We start from the raw sequence: 23,486 nt of genomic DNA on the forward strand, positions 1-23,486 counted from the left end.
TTCAGGCGAGAGGCGGCCCCCCACACCGGGCGCCGCATCTCGCCCCGAGGACGGTGATGCGCTTCAGCTTCGCGGAGGTCCAGGAGGCGATGGCTCGACTGGCCGCGCGGGCCGAGGCGGTGGAGATCCATCGCTTCGAGTCCGACTCGCGGGACCAGCTCGTGAGCGAGCTCCTACCGACCCTCGCGAAGCTGATGCAGGACGCACGTTCGCTCGTGGCCGACGTGCAGAGCGTGTGCGAGGAGCGCATCCATCGAACGCGCGGGCCTGGCATTTCGGTCGTCGACGGGCGACTTCCGACGATCCCGCTGGGGGCCGACGTTCCCGTCGATTCCACGCGCCCGTCGTGGTCGGTCGAAGCCGTTGCCGACATCGCCTATCTCGCGGGCCTCGAGTTGCGTCAGGGCAGTGAACGACTCGAGGGCCTGACGACCGTTGGCAGCGCCGATCTCCTACTCTCGGAGCTCGACACCGCGCGACGTCGCGTCGGAAAGGTCCTTCGTTCCCTCGATCACGCGCTCGACCAAGCGGGACTCGCGACCTCGAAGCTCGACTCCGCGGCGGAGCTCGATACCTCGCTCGCCGTTCGACGTGCCTATGGACGCTTGCGTCACGACATGAAGGCCATCGGAACACCGAAGGAAGAGACGCTTGCTTCGCAACTGCGTGCCGTCGGCGTTGCGCTCGCCACCGTCGTCGGCTGGAAGGGCTACACGAGCATCCGTATTCGCGACCGGCTCCGAATCCGCGAGCTCCAGGGCCGCCTGCTCGAGTGGTTCCGTGAAGGCCGCGAGCCCACCGCAGGTCTTCGCCTGTTCCAGGACGTCGACACCTTCGTGCAGATCCTCGCAGACGTGAGCAAGCGGCAGGAGTTGAAGCAGCACGACACACGCCTGGTCGAGAGCGCGTGGCGCACGCTGGCAAGTGTCGACGGGGTCATCCCGGCCCATCTCCGCAGCGCGCTGGATCCGTTGCGCGGTCTCGACGCCGAGCTCGACGCACTCCTCGAAAGTCCGCACCGGGACCAGGTAGACCCATGGAAGGCAACACTCGCGCGGCTGCTCCAGTCTCTCTGCGGGGCGACGGTCACTCCGTGATCTTCGACCATCGCCCCCTCGAGACACTCACGGAGCTGGCCAGCGGCCACGCGAGCGGCGAGCTCATCTGTGCCTCGAGCAGCGTCGAGGTCCACGTCTACTTCCAGAACGGTCGCGTGGCGTGGGCGACGGATTCGGGACATCCCCTCGCCTTCACCAAGAAGCTGCTCGAGGGCGCACGCGTCGACATCGACGTCTTTCGGGAGATCCTGGAGTCGTGCCGTCGTGAGAAGAGACCGCTCGGAGAAACACTGATCACCTGGGGTGTCGCGAACCGTGAGGAGGTTCGCGCGGCGCTGAAGCACCAGATCGACCTCGCGACGACCGCGCTCTTGAACGCCGGCCCGGTCCAGACGCTATTCTTGAATCGATCGTCGCAATTCGCGGCGTACGATTCGAGCCTCACCTTTTCGCTCGAGGAGCTGACCGGCGGTCCGCGCGTCGAGGCACCATCCGTCGTGACGTCCGTCCACGAGCGGATGGACCGCCCGGGCTTGGCAACACGGCTCCAGGCGTTGGTGGGTGCAGACTGGATCGAAGTCCTCGACGGCAACGCCGTCGTCGAGTCGTTGCCATTGCCCTCGAGTGCATCGCGGGTTTCCACGATGCTGTTCGACGCTACCCTCGGCGACGGCGCAGAGCTCGTGGCCATCCGCACCGGCGAGGGCACGTTGGGGGGCGCGGCGCTCGCAGAGGCCCGCTCGATCTGGTGTCGGACGTCGCCGGAGACGACCATCGGCGCTCTCGTCGCAGGCCTCACCTCCATCGCCAACGATGCGCCGCCTGCCTCGCGAGAAGTCGCGTTGGATCCGGGCGAACTTTGGACGACCGCGAGCAGCGAGGAGATCGAGCTCCTTCGGTCCTTTGCCGCGCGCATTCCCGAATTGCGCGCGGCGTTCGTGACGGATGCCGTCGCCATGGACCATGTCTATGGCGTCGGGCGGCCGTCGATATCCGCCGCGAGGACCTCGTCGCTGGTCGTCGCTCGCATGCGCGCCCTTCTGACGGCGTTCGATGCGCAGGCCGCACGCACGTCCCCGGACGCGGCTCGGTCACCACGTCGGATGATGACCCAGGAGCCCGATTTCCTGGTCTTTGCGGAAGAGCTCGTCATCGAGCACATCCATCGCGTCGTCTGGATTCTGCTCGACCGCTCCTCTTCGAAGGGCCTCGGCTGGGGACACGCGAGCGCGCTCGGTCGTCGTCTGCTCGACTCGTGGGCCAGCAGACGCATCTGAGAATTCATCCAAAATTCGTCGGCCCCTGTCCCGTTGGACAGGCCGGCGATCGTCCAACCTCGCGACTGTTCGATCGCCGGTCGGCACGACCTCGACGAGCGGGTTCCTACTGAGGGAGGAGGCCTGCCCTTCGGGACAGTGCAAAGACGCCGCAGGCGACCGTACTTTGAGAGCGATCGTTCGCGGCCGTCTCGCGAAGCGAACGGCCAGCGGTACGGGCGGGGGCCACGTCAACGACTCGCCCAGGAACCATGGCCCAGATCAAATCGGCTTCACCTGCAGGCGCACCCCTCGTCCCCACGGTCGCTCGACCCGCCGGGCGCTCACTTGCGTCGCGTGTACCTCGTTCGCGCGCAGCGATGGAGCTCGAGTCCGAAATCGAGAGCCTTCGTGACTCCGAGTGCAACGTGCTCATTCTCGGAGAGACCGGGACCGGCAAGAGTGTGCTCGGTCGTCGAATCCACGCGCTGAGCGCACGTGCGCGAGGGCCCTTCGTGGACGTGAACTGCGCAGGGCTCGCCATCGACTTCGTGGAAAGCGAGCTCTTTGGACACGAACGCGGGTCCTTCACGGGCGCCTATGCCGCGAAAAGTGGGCTGCTCGAAGCGAGCCACGGCGGCACGCTGTTCCTCGACGAGATCGGCGACATGGACATCCGCGTCCAATCGAAGGTGCTCAAGGTTCTCGAGGAGAAGCGCTTCCGGCGCATGGGCGACCTGCGGGAGCGACAAGTCGACATCCGCCTCGTGGCGGCCACGAACGCCGACATGCTCGAGGCCATCGAGCGAAAGACGTTTCGCCAGGACCTCTATTATCGCATCAGCACGGTGACGCTCACCGTCCCGCCGCTCCGCGAGCGACGCGAAGACATCCTGCCGATCGCGACCGACATGCTCGTTCGCCTCACCGGTGGCGATGGCGTGGAGATCTCGCCGAGCGCACTCGCGAAGCTCGAAAATCACGGCTGGCCGGGCAATCTTCGAGAGCTCGGAAACGTCCTCGAACGAGCCCTGCTTCGCCGGCGCGGCCACACGCTCCGCCCCGAAGAGCTGCATTTCGATCCGGTCCGCGGCGCGGGTCGCCCAGCTCACGTCGCAGCGTTTCCTTCCGAGCCGCCGAGCGGCGTGCGCACGCCGCCAACCAAGCTCCTCGCCGGAGAGGCCGGAGCGGCGAGCCGCGACGAGATCGAACGCGAACACATTCTTCTTGCGCTCGACGCCACGCGAGGACGCGTGCAAGACGCCGCGCGTCGACTCGGCATTTCGCGCAGTACGCTCTACGCGAAGCTGAAGCTCTACGACATCGCGAACGTGCGCCGGCCGACGACGGCCTGATTTCAGGTGCAGCGCGCGCTCAGAGCAGCAGGCGGAGGATGTCGACGCGCGAGTCGGCGCCGAGCTTGCTCAGCAGTCGCGCTTGATGGAACTTCGCTGTGCGCGCGGCGATGCCGAGAACCTTTCCGATCTCGACGGAGTTGCGCCCGAGCACCACGAGGTCGAGCACCTGTTTTTCGCGGTCGGTGAGGCCCGCATCGGCGGCGAGCTTCGCGAAGCGTGCGCGCAAGAGCTCGCCGAGCTCGGGAGCAAGATTCGGTGATGCGCCTTCGGCCGGCGGAGGCGCCTCTTTCGGCGGAACCGATCCATCGGACGGCGCAGGCACACTCTCGAGCGCTGGGGCGCTCGGCTCGGCCGCGCCTCCGTTCGGCGGTTCTTCGCGATGAGCGTCGAGCGCCTCGAACGCGAAGACGACGTGCTCGACGGAATCGTCGACGTAGCGACCGGCAATGGCCGGCTCGAACCCCAGGGTCACGCCGGCGTCGAACCAGATCTCCGGCGCAGAGGTGACCCCGAAGTGGAAGCGCGGCATGGGAAGTTGACGCACGCGTGCGTAGAGATGCTCGGAGAGGAGCGTGGACACGTAGCGGACGCCCTTGTCGGCGTGGACGGCGATGGAGCTCCGGAGCATGTACGCCCCGCCCTCCGGGTTCGCGTCTTTTCGTGACTTCAGAAACGACGTGATGGTGGCGAGCGCGGGGTCGCCACTCACAGCCGATGGCCAGCCGCCGTTGGCTTCGAGAGTCAGCGCGTAGCCGTTGATACGCCCCGTCGGAGCTCGGAGGACGTCGCACGTTCCGACGCTGGCATCGAGCCAGCGCTTCACCCAGCGCGCCGTCGACGCACCTTCGTGGGTGGCGGTCAGCGCGACGATGGCCTCGTGATCCTCGGGCCGCGCCGGCTCGATCTCGTGTTCGCTTTCGTCTTCGTAGATGGGGTGACGGAACGAGAGGCGATGGCGCTCGAGATGGATTCGGTCGGCCACCCAGCGGCTGTGGGCAAGGCTCGGGTTGCGCAGCTGCGCATCGTAGAACTCCCGCAGTTGCGTCACGACCGATTGATACGAGCTCGGATGGTCGTGGCGGAGCAGCGCCAGGCAGGCGGCGCGCGTGAGCGCATGAGGCTTGAGGCCCGATGCCGTGGGCTGCACGAACGGGCGAGCGGCAAGCCACTTGTACATCGCGGAGACGTTCGCCCCTCGAGGGAGGGTGGCGGCGAGCGACTCGAAGACGACGCTACGCGCGACGCAGAGCGTGGTGAGCGCGGTGCGCCGTTCGTCGCTGTCGGCGACGTCCATGAAGGGATGGGCGACCTTGCCGAGCACCATGCGCTCGTGGCGCTCTGACCAGGGCATTCTCGATTCGAGCGTGACCTCGGCGGCGAGCGCGAGCAGCATCGGGATTCCACGCGAGAACGAGACGATTCCCGCGTGCGAGGCCTCTGGCACTTCGCGCCGGCGCAGGTAATCGCTGACCGCTTCGTCGTCGAGCTCGCCGAGCTCGATGCGCTTGCAGAACGGGGCCACGAGGCCGAGCGCGCCCATACGCAGCTTGGTCAGCTCACGCCGACTGGCGATGACGGCGAGGGCGCGCTTCGGAAGTGATGGCAGGCAGGTCTCGAAGAACCACGCTTTGTCACGCGCCAGGCGATGGAAGTGGTCGATGACCAGGACTGGTCTCTGCGCGTCGCGGGCGTGGGCCCGGAGCTTCGCCACGGCTTTGGCGAGCGCCACACGCGGATTGCTCGTGCGCCAGTCGACGCGAGCGCAATACGCGCCAACCCGACGCGCGAGCTCGGAGAATCGCTCGAGCAGCGCGCTCTTGCCGATGCCAAGCTCGCCGGAGACGAGGACGACGCCGGTCGACTCTTGCTGGTACGCGCTCAGGAACGTGGCAAGATCGCGGTCACGTCCGACGAAGAGATGGCGCAGGACGTCTTGGATTCGCGAACCGAGGGTCTCGCTGGGAGGCTCACTCGAATCGGAAGGGCTCGTTCGTCGCGACGCGCCTTCGGCTCTTTCCTTTCGTTGCACTCTTTGCCGCAAACGCGAACGCACTCCCAAAGACGTCGAGGGCCCCTGGGTATCAACGGCCCAGTCTTTCTTACGATTAATTCGCCATCACGTTTGGTCAATCTTCCACCACGCCGCTGGGGTCGCGTCGCGTTGCGCGACAGCGAGCAAGCGCGTGGAGCGAAGGTTCGCGTCCCATCGCATGGCTCCGTCGGATTCCGCCAGCGCTGACGACGGCGCGACGTCGCGTAACCTACGCGCACGCATGATTCTGTATCACTTCCCCACATCGGCATTCGCGCGACGCGTGCGGCTCACGCTTGCGCTCAAAGGGCTGGCCGCCGAACTTCGCGACGCTCGTGCGGACGATCGGCACCTCCAAGAGCTGCGTCGCTTGAACCCGTTCCACACGGTGCCGGTGCTCGTCGATGGCGAGCGCGTGGTCTGCGATTCGGTGGCAATCTGCGATTACCTCGACCGGAAGGCTCCGGCGCCGCCCCTTTGGCCGGAGGGCGTCGCGGGTGCGGAGGCGTTCGAGATCGCCACGGCGACGAGCAACGTCGTGCACATCCTCGCCGATCTCGGCGTGCGCTACGCACCACTCCATGGTGATGCGAACTACCCCGCCGTCCGCGAAGCCCTCGTCGGCCGCGTGCAGCGTGGTCTCGATCATCTCGCGTCGCTGGTCGAAGCGCGCGCAGGCGCGAGCCCGTATCTCGTCGGTGGCGCGTGGAGTGGCGCAGACATCGCGCTCTACACGACGGTCGCCTGGCTCGAAGGTCTCGGCCCCCGCTCCGCCACCTATCCTCCCGCGAAGCGAGTCGTCGACCTCGGCTGGACCCTCCCGCCCTCCCTATCAACCTGGGCCGCCCCACACCGCAACCGCCCCGACGTCCGCGCCCTGGACTGAGCCCACCCCCACACCGACCGACACGAACCAATCGAGCCCTCGCCCCCTCGAAGAATCGACCGACATTGAGCTTTCGAGGTCATCCGACCTCAAAGAATCGACCAACATTGAGCTTTCGAGGTCATCAGACCTCAAAGAATCGACCGACATTGAGCTCTCACGAGGGACAGAGGCCTCAAAGAAACGACCGACAGTGAAGTCTCGTGAGCCCGAAGAAACGACCGACAGTGAAGCCTCGTGAGCCCGAGAACGACCGACATTGAGGTTCTCGGGCCGTAACCTGGCGGAAGCTTGTGGGGTGCGGCGCGAAAGAATTTTCGCACCGCGACGGGCACTTCGCACTGCGAGCGCTACATATGCTGTGTGCTCTCCTCCTGCGCATGGGTCTCGTTTCCCGGTCGGCGGACGCTCCGCGGCGGTGACCGCGTCGTCGTGAGGGCGCTTGCCGAGGCGATGTTCGCGCAGGATGGGGAGGTCGAGAGTGGGCGGCTCGACGCGCACGTCGAAGAGGTCGACCGGTTCATCAGCGCCGCGAGCAAGGGGGTTCGCTTCGGGCTGAGGGTCGCCCTCCTCGTGCTGTGGCTCGCGCCGATGCTCATGCTCCATCGCGCGACCACCGTCGACCGACTGCGCGTCGAAGAGCGCGCACACGTGCTCGCCCGGCTCGAACGATCAGCCCTCTGGCACCTCTCACTCGCCTTCGTCGGATGGCGCTCCGTGATGACGCTCGTTTTCTACGAGGACCCCACCGAGCTTCGCCAGATCGGTTACACGAGCGACGAACGCCATCGCTACAAGCGCCGCTTGCCCGCGCTCACCGCAAACGTGCCCGTGCCGGACGAAAGCGGCGTGCGCCTCCGCGCCGGCGTTCGCGACAAGATCGACAACACCGATGACACGGGTGACGCACGCCCGTCGCGCGAGGTTGCATGACGATCCTCCGAGGGAGAGAGCAGTCGTCGCCGCTTTCGATGAGCGTCGACGTCGTCGTCGTCGGCTCGGGCGCCGGCGGCTCCATCGTCGCCCGGGAGCTGGCGCGCGATGGGCGCAGCGTCGTCGTCCTCGAAGAAGGCGGCTACCACCCGCTCGAGGAATATCGAACCTTCTCCCCCTCCCAATCGCTCCGCACGCTCGCGCGCGAAGCCGGACTCGGCCTCGCCGTCGGTCTCGGCGACACGCCGGTCATGAGCGTGATGGCCGGCAAGTGCGTGGGCGGCTCGAGCGTGCTCACCGGCGGCGTCTGCTTCCGCATCCCCGACGAAGTCCTGCACGATTGGTCGACAGAGCTCGGTCTCGAAGGCATGACGCCCGACGCGCTCGACGAACACTTCTCCGAGCTCGAGCGCGATCTCTCGATCTCCGTGGTCCCCGGGTCGATGCGCTCGCGATCGACCGAGCTCTTCGTCGAGGGCGCCGAACGACTCGGCATCGAAATGAAGAGCCTGCGCCGCAACACGTCCGGCTGCAAAGGCGCTTCACGCTGCAACTTCGGCTGCCCGCACGGCGCCAAGATGAGCGTCGACGTCTCCGTTCTTCCCGAAGCACGTCAGCGCGGAGCCATCGTCGTCTCCGACGCGCTCGTCGAAAAGATCGACGTCCAGCGAGGCGTCGCACGCGGCGTTCGCGGGCGCTTCCTCGATGCGCGCACGGGCGAGCCCGGCGTGGCGTTCGAGGTCCGCGCGCGCGTCGTCGTCGTCGCGTGCGGCTCGATGCACACCCCCATTCTGCTCAAGCGTAGCGGCCTCGGCACGCGTCACGTCGGACGCCACCTGACGCTTCACCCCGCGTTCCGCGTCGGCGCATTGTTCGACGAGCGTATCGACGGATGGGACGGCGCCATGCAGAGCGTGTACTCGGACCACTTCGCCGACGAAGGCCTCACGCTCGTTGGCATCTACACCGCGCCGAGCATCCTCGCGGCGGCCTTCCCGGGCGTAGGGCGCGCACACCGTCGCGTCGTTCGTTCGATGCCGAACCTCGCCTTCTTCGGAGCGATGATCCACGACGACGGAGGCGGCCGCGTGATGCGGTGGCTCTCGCGCGAGCCGCTCGTCACGTACCGCATGAGTCCGCGCGATCGGCATCGGATGTGGCGAGGCATCGAGATCCTCGGCGACATGGCCTTCGCTGCGGGCGCCCGTGAAGTCCTCCTACCCATCTTCGGCGCCGATCCGATCAAGAGCCGCTCCGAGCTGCACGCACTCGTCGCCTCGCCACCGCCCGCACGCCGTGTCGAGTGCATGTCGTTCCACCCGCTTGGCTCCGCAAAGATGAGCGCCACGCCCGAAACCGGCGTCGTCCGCGTGTCGGGGGAGACGTGGGCCGTCAAGAACCTCTTCGTGGCCGACGGAAGCGTGCTGCCGACGAGCATCGGCGTGAATTCTCAGCTCCCCGTCATGGCCCTCGCGCTCCGCATCGCGAAGGGGATCGCCGCCGACTTCGAGACGACAGCGCGCCGCGCGGCAGCCTGAGACGTACCTCGGTTACGTTGCCACGCGCCCACCGAGCGACGCAGGCTCGCTTGTTGCTCGCCTCGCTCAGGCAGAGGTAACCGCGGTGAACGTCCTCGTCCTCGGAGCTACAGGATTCGTCGGTCGCGCGCTCGTTTCGGCGCTGGTCGAGCAAGGTGAAACGGTTCGCGCAGCGTCTCGTCGACCGAGGCAATCGACGACGTCCAACCTCGAATGGACATGTTGCGACCTTCGAAAGCCGGAGACGCTCGCCGAGGCGTTCGACGGCATCGACTGCGTCTATTACCTCGTCCACAGCATGGGCGAGGTCCCGCACGAATCGTTTCGCGCGGTCGAACGCGAGAGCGCGCAGAACGTGGCCCGTGCCGCAGCCCAGAGCGGGTGCGGGCGCATCGTCTATCTGGGTGGCGTGGCGCCTCGCGGACCGGCCTCCGAGCATCTCGCCAGTCGCCTCGAGGTCGGGCAGCTCCTTCGCTCCGGCGAAGTCCCAGCCATCGAGCTTCGCGCGTCGATGGTCATCGGCAACGGCAGCGCGTCGTGGCGCATCCTTCGCGATCTGGCGCTCCGTCTGCCCGTCATGCTCTTGCCCCGTTGGCTCGAGTCGAAGAGCTGCCCGATCGCGCTCCCCGACGTAGTCAGCGCGCTCCTCGATGCGCGGCGCGTTCGACTCGATCGAAGCGCCTGGTACGACATCCCAGGGCCTGACGTGCTCTGCGCGCGCGAGATGCTCGCCATCGTCGGCCAGCTCGAAGGCCGCCACATTCCGGCTCTCCGCGTTCCGTTCTTGAGTCCCCGCCTGTCGGCCGGTTGGCTCAAGCTCGTCAGCGGAGCCAACTACGGTGTAGCGCGCGAGTTGGTCCTCGGACTGCGCGAAGATCTCCTGCCGAGAAGCGCGGTCTACTGGCAGATGACTGGCCACCCTCCCAAGTGGTCGTTCCGTGCGGCTGCGAAAGAGGCTCTTCGAACGGAGCCTCGTGACCGGAGCGCGCGCGGGCGAATCGCCGAACGCGAAGAGGAAATCGTTCGAAGCATCGGGCGACCCGAGAGCCAGTCCTGACTGAAGACTGAAGTCCACATTTCGTCGTCTGCAGACAACACTCGATGCGGGCGGATCACCGGTACAACGCGAGCCGCGAAGTAACATTTTCCACGATTTCTTCCGGCAGAGCTCGCCCCGCGCAGTGTGGCATGTCAGCTGCTCATGTAGGCAATCATGAAGACGCTGGCCAAGCTCCTGATCCTCTCCACTCTCGTTCTCGCCACCGGCTGCGCGTCGGAAACCGCGGAAGACAGCGGCGCGTCGGAGGACGCGATCGGAGCGAAAGCGCCGCTCGGTCCCGAGCCGCGAGGCAAGGCGACGGCGTACCCGGTCGTCCTCATCAGCGGATTCGGGACTTCGCCGCAGTACAACACCTTCAAGAACGTGCCCGACGCTCTTCGCGCCGACGGCCACGACGTCTACGTCGCCGATCTGCCGCCCTTCGACTCCACCGCCGTTCGCGGCGCGGCTCTCGCCAAGCAGATCGACGCCATCCTGGCGAAGACGGGAGCGAAGAAGGTGAACCTCATCGGCCACTCGTCGGGCGGCACCGACGCGCGCGAGGTCATCACTCCGACCGAGGGCTCGACGCTCACCGAAGGCTACGGCGATCGCGTTGCATCGATCACCACCATCTCGAGCGCGCACGGAGGCTCGCCTCTCGCCGACGCCGCCCTCGACGCCTTCGACTTCGTCCACGACGACCTCCGCGTCAGCGACGAGGCCTTCGACGCGTTCGGCAAGTGGCTCGGCAAGAGGTTCAGCGACATGGCCGGTGATACGAAGCTGCGCGCAGGCATCACGTCGATGACCGTTCGCAACGCAGGCCCGTTCAACGAGTCTCACCCCGACGACGCGCGCGTCTACTACCAGTCGTGGGCAGGCGTCGCCGGGCTCGCAGGCGTCATCCGCAAGGTCGACGACACGGCATGCGAGGGCAAGCGCTTCGGCGACACGCGCGTCAACGGCCAGGTCCACCTCATGCTGTCGCCGCTCTCCGTGGCGCTCGGCAGCCCCTCGAACGACGCCATCGTGCCCGTCGAGAACGCCAAGCACGGCAAGTTCCGCGGCTGCATTCCGGCCGATCATCTCGGCGAAATCGGCGGCGCGCCCGACGAGCCGCAGATGAACAAGCACAGCGGCTTCGACCACGTCCGCTTCTATCGCTTGATGGCCTTCGAGCTCGCCGCCAAGGGCTTCTAGGCCGTTCCCCCTTCTCGTCTCTCCTTCTCGTTTCGCACAGTCTCTCCTCCTCCCCCAAGAACCGCCGGCGCCCTCTATAGACGGCGGACGGCGGTTCTTCCTATTTCGAAGTCAGGAGGGGGCGTCCACGCGCGGCTCGAGCGGGAACCTGGGGAACGCCCCGTTGTGCGAACGATGACGGTCGCGCGCATACAGGAACTCGCGCGTGAGCGGATAGGCGTCGTTGATGCCCTTCGACATGGTCATCTGAATCAAGTTCAGGTGACCGCCGCGGAACCCTCCGACGACGCTCGCCAGATAGAAGTCCCACGTGCGCATGAAGCGATCGTCGAAGCCCATACGCTTCTTGATGAGATCGTAGTTGCGGAGGAAGTTGCGCCGCCAGTGGTGCGCCGTCATCGCGTAGTGGCGTCGTAGGTTCTCGACGTCGATGACGTTGAAACCTCGTTCCGTTGCGCGGTTGGTCTCCCCCTCGAGTGAGAAGAACCAGTAGCCCGGGAAGACGTGCTTCTCGACGAACGGATCGCTTCCCGACGACTCCCGCATCTTCGAGATGCAGTGCGTGAGCACGACGGCTCCCTTCGCGCTGAGGTTCCCAAGCTTGTCGTAGAACGCGTCCGCGCGGCTCTCGCCGACGTGGCACATCATGCCGACGGAGACGATGCGCTCCCATTTCACGCGCTCGTCGAGCTCGAGATAGTTCATCGTGCGCACCTCGACGGGGAGGTTCCGCGCGCGCGCTTGCTCGCGAATGTACTTCGCCTGGTTGTCGCAAAGCGTGATGCCCACGCATTCCACGCCGTACTGCTCCGCGGCGTGGAACATGAGATGTCCCCAGCCGCAACCGATGTCGAGCAGGCGTTGGCCCTTGCGGAGATCGAGCTTGCGAACGGTATGGGCGATCTTCTGCTCCTGCGCCTGGTCGAGCGTGTCCTCGGGCGTCTTGAAGTAGCCGCACGAGTACTGGAGCTTCTTGTCGAGATAGAACTCGTAGAACTCGTTACCGCGCCCGTAATGATGCTCGATGTCGGACTTCTCGCGCGGCAACGACCGGGCAACTGCTTTCTGTACGATGCCCTTGAACGCCGACCGCTTGGAGGCCGATTGAATGCGTAGGCCGTGCTCGACGAGTGCGGTGTACGCGTCTTCGAGATCACCTTCGACGGTGACGTCGCCGTTCACGTAGGACTCACCGAGTCCGAGCGTGGTCTCCATCACCGATCGAATCCACGCCGTGCGCGTTCGAAAGCGAAGAACGAACTCAGGATCGCCTTGGTTCGTACCGAAGCGCAGACGCTCTCCGTTCCAGAAGACGATCTCGAATGGATTGCCGTCGTGCTTCGCCTGGATGTCCGCGAGCGCTCGTCGAAATAAAATCATCGCCCCCTCCGAATCGAACGACCGATCAAACATGCCGACGCCGCCGGGGGTCAAGACGAGAACGAGCAACGTCGTACACTCGAACCGTTCGATCGCAGATGAGTGCGCTGCAGCGCCTCATCGAGTGCGAAGAACGAAAAGCTCAGGTTGCCCTCGTGCATCCACGCTCACTGCGCAAGCCAACGAGCACGTCGGAGCGCGGAGCATCGTCGACGCCTCGATGCACGAGATGCACGAGATGCACGAGATGCACAGCGGTCAACACGAATGGCAGACGCGGCGTCTCGCCCTCGACGCGGGCCTTTGTCTGGTGCGCATCCTCGACTTCGCGTTCGGTGACGGTCCGCGGGTCGCTGACCGGTCATCCGACCACCGCAACTTCGCCGTCTACACGGGCACACACGACGACGACACTCGTAGCAACCGGGAAATGATCCGGCTCGTGATGTCGGGCGACGGCGCTCCTTGATTTCTCTCGTCCGCGTCGAACGCCGTGGCTGCACGACGGCTCGCCTGTAACGGAACCGATGGCCAGCGTGTAAAAGCCGTCTGGCATATTTCGGAGGCCAGCCGCTAGGCGTACTATCGGCGTGCAATATGTCGGGCACCACTCGACCGCCGCCGCCTCGGCCCTCGTCGCCTTCCTCACCGGCCTCGTCAGCCTTGCCTGCCTCGGCTCGGTTCACCTCGACCGACGGGCGCGCGCGTTTTCCATCCAGCCCGGACGGTGTGTACGGCCCGAACGCAGCCCCGTTGGGCCGAGCCGAGACGAACACCATCGCCGCGCCGCCGCCCGGCTCGTCGCTTCGAACGGTGCCGCTCCGCCCTCTCATCGACATTGCTCAGCCTCGCCTCGCGCTGACGATCGAAGTCGAAGGCGGTCGTCCGTCCGGTCGCACGATTGTCCACGACGGGGACGTCTGCCGGATCGGAACGCACGCCTCGAACGATCTCGCGCTCGACGATCCTTCGGTCTCGCGCTTCCACTGCCGAATCATCCCCGACCCCCACGGCTGGCGCGTCGAAGATCTCGGCTCTCTCAACGGCACCGTGGTGTCGAACCTACGTGTGCTCAACGCCGTCCTGCCCGTCGAGGCCGTGATCGGCATCGGGCAGTCCGTCATTCGCATCCGCAGCACGAGCACCACGGACAAGGAGCTGGTCTCGGTCACTCCGCAGTTCGGCGGTTTGACCGGCACCGGTCGCACGATGCAGAAGCTCTTCGCCGTCCTCGAGAAGGTCGCGGCGAGCGACATCAACTGCTTCATCAACGGCGAGAGCGGCACCGGCAAAGAGCTCGTCGCCACCGAGATCGTCCAGCGTGGCGTCCGCGCCGACAAGCCGTTCGTGGTCGTCGACTGCGGAGCCATCTCGCCCACGCTCGTCGAAAGCGAGCTCTTCGGGCACGTGCGCGGAGCCTTCACCGGCGCGGATCGCGATCGCGTCGGAGCCTTCGAGGCGGCCGACGGCGGCACGGTCTTCCTCGACGAGGTCGGCGAGCTCCCCCTCGCCGTCCAGCCGAAGCTCCTTCGCGCACTCGAGCAGCGCGAGATCCGGCGCGTCGGCGAGACCAAGACGCGCAAGGTCAACGTGCGCGTCATCTCCGCCACCAATCGCGACCTCGAGCGCGAGGTGAACAACGGAAGCTTCCGCGAAGATCTCTACTTCCGACTCGCCGTCATCACCGTGCGTGTTCCTCGCCTGCGCGAGCGCCTCGAAGATTTGCCCTACCTCATTCGTGCGTTCATCACGCAGCTCGGCGCCGAGCACAGCGAGCACCTCTTCGGTCCCGACGTGATCGAAGAGCTCTCGCGTCACGAGTGGCCCGGCAACGTGCGTGAGCTTCGCAACTTCGTCGAGCGAAGCGTTGTGCTCCAGAATTCACGCATGTCGGTCATACCGCCGCCGCCACCTTCCGTGGCCTCGGGTGCGCGCGCGCCCGACGTCGACGTGACCGTGCCCTACAAGGTCGCGAAGGAGAACCTCGTCGACGGCTTCGAGCGCGCGTACGTGCGCGCCGTGCTGGCTGCCTGCAAAGGCAACCTCACGGCGGCAGCGCGCATGGCCGGCATCGATCGCATGTATCTGCACCGCCTGGTGCAGAAGCATGCAACGCGCGATCAGGTATCGTCGCCGGTGAGCGAGCCCTCGTCCGCGCAGCAGCGGAAGCCCGTCGAGTAGTCGTAGTAGCTCGGCGCGTGCGCCGTCGTGCGGTAGTCGCAGCCCTCGCCGTTCAGCTTCGTGTCGAGGTAATAGCCACCGCGGAAGCTGCCGTCGTCGGTCCACTCGTGGACGTTGCCGACCATGTCGTCGACGCCGTAGCCGTTCGTGCACGCTTCGGCCTCGCCCGTGAGCTCTACGGTGCCCGTCATCTGGTTCGCGCGCGGGTCGTTCATCGTGCGCGACGTGCGCTCGCCACCGTAGAGGAGGTTCATCGGCGACTTACGATTCGTGTCGACGCACACGCCCGACTGGCGCTTGTTGCCGTACGGATAGCGCGTCTCCTCGGGGCCCTTGCAGGCGGCCTTCCACTCGTTCGCGCGGCAGAGGCGCTTGCCCGAGGCCGAGCACGCGCGCTTCGCCTCGTTCATCGAGATATGGCCCTGCGGGACCACGCCCCGACGCGACACCGCGCGAACACGATGGCCGTTCGGAGCCTCGTAGGGGCTGAAGGGAGCCATGCTGCCGTCATCGAGCACTTCGACGAGCGACGCTTCGTACTTGTCCACACAGCTCGTTCCGACGTGCGCCATGTTCTCGGGGCACGGGCCCTGGAGCGGACGCTTCGCCTCCGCGATCGCGATCGACGGAAGAGCCACCATGCGAGACATCGGGGTGAGAGTGCTCGTCACCGAGAGCGACGCAGCTGCAGCGAGACCCGGCAGACCAATCGCCGCGATCACCAACCCTGCAATGCGCACAAGACGCTTGCGGGACGAAACGATGCTCGTAGAGCTCAGAGACATGGGGCGCCCCCTTTGCACAGAGAGCGCCAACACAATTCAGCTGTTATTCTCAGAAGTTACGAATCCTCATCCACGAGGAGCTGAGTCCTCGATCGAGGACTCGGGTCATCGGTCGCTGCCGAACGCACGGCCGGAGCAGGTGCTTGTCCTCCAGGCCCCTGCATGCCCTCCTGCTCCTCGGGATGACGCATGCGATGGGCCCTCGACATGAGGCGCTCCACGAACACGAAGAGCGACGGAATGAAGAAGATGCCGAGCAGGGTCGCGGCGAGCATTCCGCAGATGACGACGGTTCCCATCGTCCGACGTCCACCGCCACCGGCGCCCGTCGCTCCCCAGAGCGGCACGCACCCGAAGATGAACGCGAACGATGTCATCAGGATCGGACGCAGGCGGAGGCGCGCACCTTCGATCGCGGCTTCCATGATGGGCTTGCCTGCTTCGAGCTGCGCTTTCGCGAACTCGACGATCAGGATGGCGTTCTTCGCCGTGATACCGATCAGCATGACCAGACCGATCTGCGCGTAGACGTTGCTGTCGTAATGACGCGAGAGGAGCCCCGCGAACGCGCCGAGGATCGCCACCGGCGCACTCAACAAGACGCTGAACGGTAGAGACCAGCTCTCGTAGAGCGCCGCGAGAATCAAGAAGACGAACACGAGCGAGAGCCCGAGCACCTTCACCGTACCGCCTGCCGCGAGCTTCTCCGAAAGCGCGTTCCACTCGTATCCCATTTCGGGCGGCAGAACTTTGGCAGCGACGTCTTCGAGCGCGGCCAGGGCCTGGCCCGAGCTATAGCCCCTCGCGGCTTGTCCGTTGATCTCCACGGCGCGGAACAGGTTGAAGCGCGTGGTGTACTCGGGCCCCGCGGTCTGGCGCACGCGCACGAACGAGGCCAGCGGAACCATCTCGCCCCTCAGATTGCGCACGTAGAACTTACGGATGTCGTCGGGCTTTATGCGATCGACAGCTTCGCCCTGCACGAAGACCTTCCACTGTCGACCGAAGCGGCTGAAGTCATTGACGTACACGCCGCCGAGGAACGTCTGGAGCGCGACATAGACCTCGGTGATCGCAACACCTTCGGTCATGACCTTCTCCTTGTCGACGTCCGCGTAGAGCTGCGGAACGGCGGGCGTGAAGTTCGGTCGCAAGCCTTCGAGCTCGGGTCTCTTGGCGGCCTCGGCGAGAAACTTGGCAACGTTCTGCGCCAGGAACTCGACGGACTGACCGCTACGATCCTGAAGCATCATGCTGAATCCGCCGGTGGCGCTGATACCCGGAATCGCGGGAGGGATGACGGCAAACACCCTCGCCTCGGGGATCTTCGCAAACTCGACGTTGAGGTTACGGATGACGACGTCGGCCGACAGCGCTTTGCCGCGCTTCTTCCATGGCTCGAGGCTGATGAAGCCCGTGCCCGAATATGTCGCGGCGGTACGTGTGAAGAAGCTGAAGCCGGCAACGCCCGTGAAGAAGGCGATACCCTTCTGCTTCGAGACGATGTCGTTCATCTGATCGTAGACGGCCTTCGTGCGCTGCATCGAGGCGCCGTCCGGCAACTGCACGCCGATGACCGCGTACCCCTGATCTTCGTCGGGCAAGAAGCCGGTGGCCGTCTTGCGGCTCAGGAGAAGCGACAGCGCCGCGACGCCCGCGAGGAGCACCATCGGAATGGCGGTCTTCCGCATGAGGCGCCGATTGATCGACGCATAGCCGTCCGTGGCTTTGCCGAAGACCTGGTTGAAGCCTGCGAAGAACTTGCCCAGCGGCCCCCTGGCCTTCTTGCGAGGCCTGAGGAGCAGCGCGCTCAGAGCCGGGCTCAGCGTGAGCGCATTGAACGCGGAGATGAGAACCGAGATCGCGATGGTAAGCGCGAACTGCTGGTAGAGGCGGCCGGTGATGCCACTCATGAAGGCAACGGGAATGAAGACGGCCGCGAGAATGAGGGCGATCGCGATGACCGGCCCTTGCACTTCGCTCATGGCCTTCAACGTTGCGTCGCGCGGAGCGAGGCCTTCTTCGATGTGGTGCTCGACCGCTTCCACGACGACAATCGCGTCGTCGACGACGAGGCCGATCGCGAGCACGAGCCCGAAGAGCGAGAGCGTGTTGTTCGAGAAGCCGAGCAGCGGGAACACCGCGAAGGCACCGACGAGTGACACCGGAACCGTGAGGAGCGGAATCAGCTCGATGGTGAACAGCGTCTGGCCCGCTTTGACGAAGCTGCCATCGGGGTAGTCCTGGCTGCGCACGTAGCCGCGGACGCGCGCTCGCATCTCCGCATTCACGTAGCCGTCGAGCGCACCGACCGAGTCGACATACAGCGCCACGTCTTCGCGTGCGACGGGCACGGTGAGGACCGCCGGCGGCGCGGGCGGCGGTCCTTGGCGGTGGTCGGCACAGCTCGTCAGCGAAAGGAGCACGCCGAAGGCGAGTCGTGACGCGTTCCTCCGCATGCCTCATGGCAAAAGCAAGAGTCGTTCGCCAACCGTGCGACGAGCAGGCTCGGCGACCAACCCATTCGGTGGGCGAACGGACCTGTCCCGAGAGCCGCACGAGTCCGTGCTCGACGCTCTCTTGATTGCCCCACGTGATTGGCGCGCCGTCCTGCTCTTCGTGGGTGCGCACGGCATCGGTGCCGAGGCCGCAGAGCACGCGCTTCCGCATCCCCCGGCCATCTTGCCAAGGTGGCGCGCCATCGCAAGCGTTACGGCCTAGGATGCCTGCATGAGCGTGGTCTCGCGCCGAGGGGAAGGAGCACTCGACGCCAAGCGTTCGCCGCGTGCGGCGCTCCTGGTCGCCATCCTCGGCTCCACGATGGCGTTCATGGACAGCACCGTGGTCAACGTCGCGCTTCCGGTCATCCAACGCGACCTCTCGACGAGCGTGGCGACGATGCAGTGGGTCGTCGAAGCGTACGCGCTGTTCCTCGCTTCCCTCGTTCTCGTGGGCGGCGCGCTCGGTGATCGACTTGGACGGCGTCGCGTGTTTTCGGCCGGCGTCCTCCTGTTTTCGTTCGCCTCGGCGGCGTGTGGCCTCGCGCCTTCGGCGAGTGCGCTCGTCGTAGCGCGTGGTGTTCAGGGTGTCGGAGGTGCGTTGCTCGTCCCCGGCAGCCTCGCCCTCATCAGCGCGGCCTACGACGAAGACTCCCGCGGCGCTGCCATCGGAACGTGGTCGTCGGCGAGCGCCATCACCTCCTCGATCGGTCCCGTGTTCGGCGGCTGGGTCGTCGGTCATGCCTCGTGGCGATGGCTTTTCTTCTTCAACGTGCCGGTCGGCATCCTCGTCATCTTCCTCGCCCATCGCTCCGTCGAGGAGACGCGCGATGACAGCGCTCCCGAAACGATGGATTGGACCGGCGCGGCACTGACGACGCTCGGACTCGGCGCGATCGTCTACGCGCTGCTCGGGGGCTCCTCCCCTGCGTCACCGCGCACGCTGGTGCTTCTCGGGACGGGCTGCGTGCTCCTCGTCGCATTCGTGCTCGTGGAGCGCAAGGCGGCCGCGCCCATGATGCCGCTCGCGCTCTTTCGGTCGCGCGCCTTCACCGGCGCGAACCTGCTGACCTTCCTGCTCTACGCGCCCCTCGGCGGCTTCCTCTTCTTCGTGCCGTTCAATCTGATCCAGGTCCAGCGGTACACGCCGGGCCAGGCGGGAGCCGCCCTCCTCCCCGTCGTCGTTCCCATTTCGGTGATGAGCCGATGGGCCGGTGGGCTCGTGACTCGCCACGGCGCGCGACTCCCTCTCGTCGTCGGCCCTCTCGTTGCGGCGTGCGGACTCGCGCTCCTCGCCCTTCCCGGTCGCGCCGGGTCGTACTGGACCACGTTCTTCCCGGCCATCCTCGTCCTCGGCTTGGGCATGGGTTTGACGGTCGCGCCGCTCACCACGACGGTGATGACCTCGGTGGATTCGAGACACGCCGGCGTCGCTTCGGGCATCAACAACGCCGTCGCGCGCACGGCAGGTCTGCTCGCCGTCGCAGCGCTCGGCGCGGTCATGGTCGTGCGATTCCAAGGCGCGCTAGACCACGCACTCTCGAATATGGCGCTCGGGCCGGACGTCCTCGATGTCGTCCAGCACCAGCGCGCGAAGCTCACGGGCGCGAACTTCGACGCACTCGATGATCGCCAACTCGCGCAGACGCTCGAAGGAACCTTCGCCGATGCCTTCGACTCCGCCTTTCGAACCCTCGCCCTCGTCAGTGCGGCCCTCGCCGCGGCGAGCGGTCTCGTGGCAACCTGTTTCTTCGCGCCGTCACGCCCATGAACGAAGGCTCGTTCGTCGACTTTCTGAGGGAGGTTCTGCCGAGGTTCGGCCTCGACCTCGCCGGCTTCCGCAATGTGCGGAGCACGGTCAAAAAGCGCCTCCGCAAGCGCTTGGCAGAACTTCGGCTCGCCGATCTCGATGCTTATCGTGCCTACCTGACGGCGCATGCCGAGGAGTGGGCGGTGCTCGATGGGATGTGCCGCATTCCCATCTCACGCCTGTATCGCGACGCGTTCGTCTACGACGTCGTCGCCCACGAGCTCTTGCCCGAACGAGCGCGCGAGGCCAAGGCCGCGAGCAGGAATGCGCTTCGTGTCTGGAGCGCGGGCTGCGCGTCGGGGGAAGAGCCGTACACGATCTCCGCCATCTGGCGCTTCGAGGTGGAGAAGGCGTTTCCGGACTTGGCGCTCGAGATCGTCGCCACCGACGTCGACGTCGAGATGTGCGCACGCGCGCGGCGCGCAACGTACGACACGACGAGCCTGCGTGAGGTCCCCGCGGCATGGCGTGATCGCGCCTTCGTTCCCGACGGAGACGACTGGCGCGCGATTCACGAAATCCGAGAGCGCGTGAACGTCGTCCGCGAAGATCTCCGAACGTCGTATCGGCCTGGCCCGTTCGATCTGATCTTCTGCCGAAACGTCGCCTTCACGTACTTCGACGAGCCCGTGCGACGCCACGTGACCGAACGTTTCGCCGAACGCCTTCACCCCGGGGGCTACCTCGTGGTCGGCAAAGGCGAGGTGATTCCCGAAACGACGACCGCCTTCACCTCGGTCGCGCCCTGCATCTACCGCCGCTCCCCGAACGGCGGCGAACAAAATGACGAAAGCGGCAGAGCGTGATGCCCTGCCGCTTCCGCTACGTCACGAGACAGATCAGGCCGAAGCTTCGGCCTTCTTGCTCTCGCCGACGAACTCGATGATCACGATCGGGGCGTTGTCGCCGCGGCGCGGTCCGAGCTTCACGATGCGGGTGTAGCCACCCGGGCGCGAGGCGAAGCGCTTGCCGAGATCGACGAGAACCTTCTCGACGAGGTCGACCTTCTTGAGCTCGCCACCCTTCTCGACGCGCGTGCCCCAGCGGGGGAGGTACGCCGAGAGGAGGCGCTTGGTCGCGAGGCGGCGAGCCTTGTCCGCGTCCGAGAGCTTCTCTTGCGGGGTGTACGCCACTTCGCCAAGACGGCGAGCCTTGGTGATGAGGCGCTCAGCAACGCTGCGGAGCTCCTTCGCCTTGGCGTCGGTGGTCTCGATCTTCTCGTTCAGAACCAGGTTCGCGGCCAGGTTCCTGAACATCGCCTTGCGGCTGCTGGTGTTACGGTCGAACTTACGACCGGCATTCTGATGTCGCATGACTTCTTGTCCTCAGCGCTCTGAGCGATCCTGAATTAGTTCTGAGCCTGCTGGGCCTTCCAGCGCTCGAGCATCTGGGGCCAGTTGTCGATCTTCATGCCGAGGGCGAGCCCCATGTTCGCAAGGATTTCCTTGATCTCCTTGAGGCTCTTGCGGCCGAAGTTCTTCGTCTTGAGCATGTCCTGCTCAGTGCGCTGAACGAGCTCGCCGATGAGCGTGATGTTGGCGTTCTGGAGGCAGTTCGCCGAACGAACGCTGAGCTCCAGCTCATCCACGCTGCGGAAGAGGTTCTCGTTGAGCGGCTCTTCCTCCGAGGTGCCCTGGACGTACGACGTCTCTTCGGTCTCCTCGAAGTTGATGAAGATGGTGAGCTGCTCCTTGAGGATCTTGGCCGCGTAGGCGACGGCATCCTGGGGACGCACGCTGCCGTTGCTCCAGACCTCGAGGGTCAGCTTGTCGTAGTCCGTGACCTGCCCGACGCGGGCGTTGGTCACGGTGTAGTTGACCTTGCGGACGGGCGAGAAGAGCGCGTCGATCGGGATCGTTCCGATCGCCATCGTCGGCGTCTTGTTCTTCTCGGCGGGGACGTAGCCGCGGCCCACGTTCACCGTGAGCTCCATCGACAACGGGCCCTTCTTGTCGAGCGTCGCGATGAGGTGATCCGGGTTCAGAACCTGGAGACCGTCGACGAGCTGAATGTCCTTCGCATAGACGGGGCCAGGGCCCTCCTTGTCGATGCGGACCGTGTAGGTCTTCGCGGTCGCCGCCTTGAGGACGACTTCCTTGAGGTTGAGGATGATGTCGGTCACGTCCTCGACGACGTCGCTGATCGTCGTGAACTCGTGAAGCGCGCCGTCGATACGGATGGCCGTGATGGCCGCGCCCTGGAGCGACGAGAGAAGAACGCGACGGAGCGAGTTGCCGAGCGTGATGCCGTAGCCGCGCTCGAGGGGCTCGCACGAGAAGCGACCGTAGAACTCGGTCAGCGTCTCCTGCTCGATCTGAATCCCGCGGGGACGAATGAGGTCGCGCCAGTTACGCGTGGTGATGTTGCTCATGCGTTGTGCTCCTTGTTCTTCTCTCGTTCACGCGGCAATCCCGTTGCGCCTTCGAACCCGCTCTCCGGTCGCAACCGTTGCCTGCCCGTGTTGAAACTCCAGTAACCGAAAAATCAGAAATCAGCGCGAGTAATACTCGACGACGAGCTGCTCGCGAACCGGCGGCTCGTTGAGCTCTTCGCGGACCGGGAGGCCCTTGAAGACGCCCGAGAAGTTGTTCTTGTCGAGCTCGAGCCACGAAAGCTGAGCGCGACGCTCGACCTGCGCGAGCGAGGCGGCGATGTACTTGATGCCGCGGCTCTTCTCGCGAACCTCGACCTTGTCGCCGGCGCTGAGGATGTACGACGGGATGTCGACGCGCTTGCCGTTGACGAGGATGTGCTGGTGCTTGACGAGCTGGCGCGCTTCGTTGCGCGACGACGCAAAGCCGAGACGGTGGACGACGTTGTCCAAACGGCTCTCGACGAGGCCGAGCATCTGCTCGCCCGTACGGCCCTTACGGCGGGTCGCGTCGAAGTAGTACTGCTGGAACTGGCGCTCGAGAACGCCGTAGATGCGGCGGACCTTCTGCTTCTCGCGGAGACGCACGGCGTACTCCGTAAGCTTGATCCGGCCCTGGCCGTGCTGGCCGGGCGGGTACGGGCGGCGGCTGACCGAGCACTTGTCGGTGTAGCAGCGTTCACCTTTGAGGAAGAGCTTCATGCCTTCGCGACGGCAGAGCTTGCAGACGGGTCCAATGTAACGGGCCATTTCTTCCTTCTTTTTCCGGGCCCCTCTGCTTCCAGAGAAGCCTCGTAAAGAACCGGTTTACGCTTCGAGTTGCTGCTCCACCTTCGAGAGAAGGTGAAGAAGACAGAGCCCTGAAGCTTCAATCCCGGCTTGCCCTCTAAAAAACCCCGAAAAATTCGGTGGTCAGGGCGGGGGAAGCGGGGTTTTAGTCGAAGAAGGGAAAAACGCAAGAGACGAGAAGGGCTGGACCTCGTCCGGTGCGTGCGGTTGGGCCTTCGCGGCGTTCGCCACCTCGTCACGAGCCTGCCCCCCCTCCTCATAGAGGCGGGGTGGGTACCCGGGGCCGAAGGCGTGGTCAATCCGAGCAGGTACGACCGATTCCCTATGGTCCTGCTGGCTTGGCTTGGCCTGGGCTGGCTGAGCCAAGTA

The 23,486-nt window shown here is 65.6% G+C and carries 19 protein-coding genes; 12 read left to right on the forward strand and 7 right to left on the reverse strand.

The genetic code is table 11. The features are described 5' to 3' along the window. Positions 1–56 precede the first annotated feature (56 nt). The 3 genes from AKJ09_RS00760 (at position 57) to AKJ09_RS00770 (ending at position 3,669) form a co-directional block, all read left to right on the forward strand. The gene (locus AKJ09_RS00760; RefSeq protein WP_146645123.1) at positions 57–1,097 is read left to right on the forward strand and encodes a hypothetical protein; all 1,041 of its coding nucleotides are present in this window, start codon (positions 57–59) and stop codon (positions 1,095–1,097) included. Beyond that, entirely contained in the window at positions 1,037–2,335 is a 1,299-nt protein-coding gene (locus tag AKJ09_RS00765; protein WP_146645125.1) for a DUF4388 domain-containing protein, read from the forward strand. The genes AKJ09_RS00760 and AKJ09_RS00765 overlap by 61 nt, the downstream gene beginning before the upstream one ends. A gap of 251 nt (positions 2,336–2,586) precedes the next feature. Next, positions 2,587–3,669, forward strand: coding sequence for a sigma 54-interacting transcriptional regulator (locus AKJ09_RS00770; RefSeq protein ID WP_146645128.1), 1,083 nt, complete (start codon positions 2,587–2,589; stop codon positions 3,667–3,669). 19 nt (positions 3,670–3,688) lie between these two features. Here the strand turns inward: AKJ09_RS00770 and AKJ09_RS00775 are convergent, their stop codons facing one another. Then, positions 3,689–5,701: a LuxR family transcriptional regulator gene (locus AKJ09_RS00775; RefSeq protein ID WP_169927143.1), complete on the reverse strand. Its 2,013-nt coding sequence runs from the start codon at positions 5,699–5,701 to the stop codon at positions 3,689–3,691. Between the two features lie 181 nt (positions 5,702–5,882). Here AKJ09_RS00775 and AKJ09_RS52545 point away from each other — a divergent pair, with 181 nt between their 5' ends. From AKJ09_RS52545 to AKJ09_RS00800, 5 genes are all read left to right on the forward strand, one after another. After that, positions 5,883–6,590, forward strand: a complete 708-nt coding sequence (locus AKJ09_RS52545; protein WP_169927144.1) for a glutathione S-transferase family protein — start codon at positions 5,883–5,885, stop codon at positions 6,588–6,590. Between the two features lie 432 nt (positions 6,591–7,022). Then, on the forward strand, positions 7,023–7,523 hold the full coding sequence (locus tag AKJ09_RS00785) for a hypothetical protein (RefSeq protein ID WP_146645135.1): 501 nt from the start codon (positions 7,023–7,025) through the stop codon (positions 7,521–7,523). Further along, positions 7,520–9,061: a GMC family oxidoreductase N-terminal domain-containing protein gene (locus AKJ09_RS00790; RefSeq protein WP_146645137.1), complete on the forward strand. Its 1,542-nt coding sequence runs from the start codon at positions 7,520–7,522 to the stop codon at positions 9,059–9,061. Before AKJ09_RS00785 ends, AKJ09_RS00790 begins: the two co-directional genes overlap by 4 nt. An 85-nt stretch (positions 9,062–9,146) precedes the next feature. Beyond that, entirely contained in the window at positions 9,147–10,118 is a 972-nt protein-coding gene (locus AKJ09_RS00795) for an NAD-dependent epimerase/dehydratase family protein (RefSeq protein ID WP_169927145.1), read from the forward strand. A gap of 156 nt (positions 10,119–10,274) precedes the next feature. Further along, positions 10,275–11,303 carry an esterase/lipase family protein gene (locus tag AKJ09_RS00800; RefSeq protein WP_146645141.1) on the forward strand — a complete coding sequence of 343 codons (1,029 nt, stop codon included), beginning with the start codon at positions 10,275–10,277 and terminating at the stop codon, positions 11,301–11,303. Positions 11,304–11,414: 111 nt separating this feature from the next. Here the strand turns inward: AKJ09_RS00800 and AKJ09_RS00805 are convergent, their stop codons facing one another. Next, a complete protein-coding gene (locus AKJ09_RS00805) occupies positions 11,415–12,683 on the reverse strand; it encodes an SAM-dependent methyltransferase (protein ID WP_169927146.1) in 1,269 nt (422 codons plus the stop codon). 220 nt (positions 12,684–12,903) lie between these two features. Between AKJ09_RS00805 and AKJ09_RS00810 the strand changes: the two genes are divergently transcribed. Both AKJ09_RS00810 and AKJ09_RS00815 read left to right on the forward strand, forming a co-directional pair. After that, positions 12,904–13,152, forward strand: a complete 249-nt coding sequence (locus AKJ09_RS00810; protein WP_146645145.1) for a hypothetical protein — start codon at positions 12,904–12,906, stop codon at positions 13,150–13,152. Positions 13,153–13,436: 284 nt separating this feature from the next. Then, entirely contained in the window at positions 13,437–14,864 is a 1,428-nt protein-coding gene (locus AKJ09_RS00815; RefSeq protein ID WP_169927147.1) for a sigma 54-interacting transcriptional regulator, read from the forward strand. Here the strand turns inward: AKJ09_RS00815 and AKJ09_RS00820 are convergent. Continuing rightward, complete coding sequence (locus AKJ09_RS00820; protein WP_146645149.1) at positions 14,804–15,649, reverse strand: SUMF1/EgtB/PvdO family nonheme iron enzyme; 846 nt, start codon at positions 15,647–15,649, stop codon at positions 14,804–14,806. The two genes, AKJ09_RS00815 and AKJ09_RS00820, sit on opposite strands and share 61 nt — an antisense overlap. Positions 15,650–15,705: 56 nt before the next feature. Continuing rightward, positions 15,706–18,108, reverse strand: a complete 2,403-nt coding sequence (locus AKJ09_RS00825) for an efflux RND transporter permease subunit (RefSeq protein WP_146645151.1) — start codon at positions 18,106–18,108, stop codon at positions 15,706–15,708. A 271-nt stretch (positions 18,109–18,379) separates the two neighbouring features. Between AKJ09_RS00825 and AKJ09_RS00830 the strand changes: the two genes are divergently transcribed. Beyond that, positions 18,380–19,918, forward strand: a complete 1,539-nt coding sequence (locus AKJ09_RS00830) for an MFS transporter (protein ID WP_146645153.1) — start codon at positions 18,380–18,382, stop codon at positions 19,916–19,918. Continuing rightward, a complete protein-coding gene (locus AKJ09_RS00835; protein ID WP_146645155.1) occupies positions 19,915–20,763 on the forward strand; it encodes a CheR family methyltransferase in 849 nt (282 codons plus the stop codon). The genes AKJ09_RS00830 and AKJ09_RS00835 overlap by 4 nt, the downstream gene beginning before the upstream one ends. Positions 20,764–20,796: 33 nt before the next feature. Here the strand turns inward: AKJ09_RS00835 and rplQ are convergent, their stop codons facing one another. The 3 genes from rplQ to rpsD form a co-directional block, all read right to left on the reverse strand. Beyond that, positions 20,797–21,270: a 50S ribosomal protein L17 gene (rplQ, locus tag AKJ09_RS00840; RefSeq protein ID WP_146645157.1), complete on the reverse strand. Its 474-nt coding sequence runs from the start codon at positions 21,268–21,270 to the stop codon at positions 20,797–20,799. 35 nt (positions 21,271–21,305) lie between these two features. Then, positions 21,306–22,328, reverse strand: coding sequence for a DNA-directed RNA polymerase subunit alpha (locus AKJ09_RS00845; protein WP_146645159.1), 1,023 nt, complete (start codon positions 22,326–22,328; stop codon positions 21,306–21,308). Positions 22,329–22,448: 120 nt separating this feature from the next. Then, a complete protein-coding gene (gene rpsD, locus AKJ09_RS00850) occupies positions 22,449–23,078 on the reverse strand; it encodes a 30S ribosomal protein S4 (protein WP_146645161.1) in 630 nt (209 codons plus the stop codon). Positions 23,079–23,486: the final 408 nt, after the last annotated feature.

It is taken from the genome of Labilithrix luteola (genome assembly GCF_001263205.1).
GTDB lineage: Bacteria > Myxococcota_A > Polyangia > Polyangiales > Polyangiaceae > Labilithrix > Labilithrix luteola.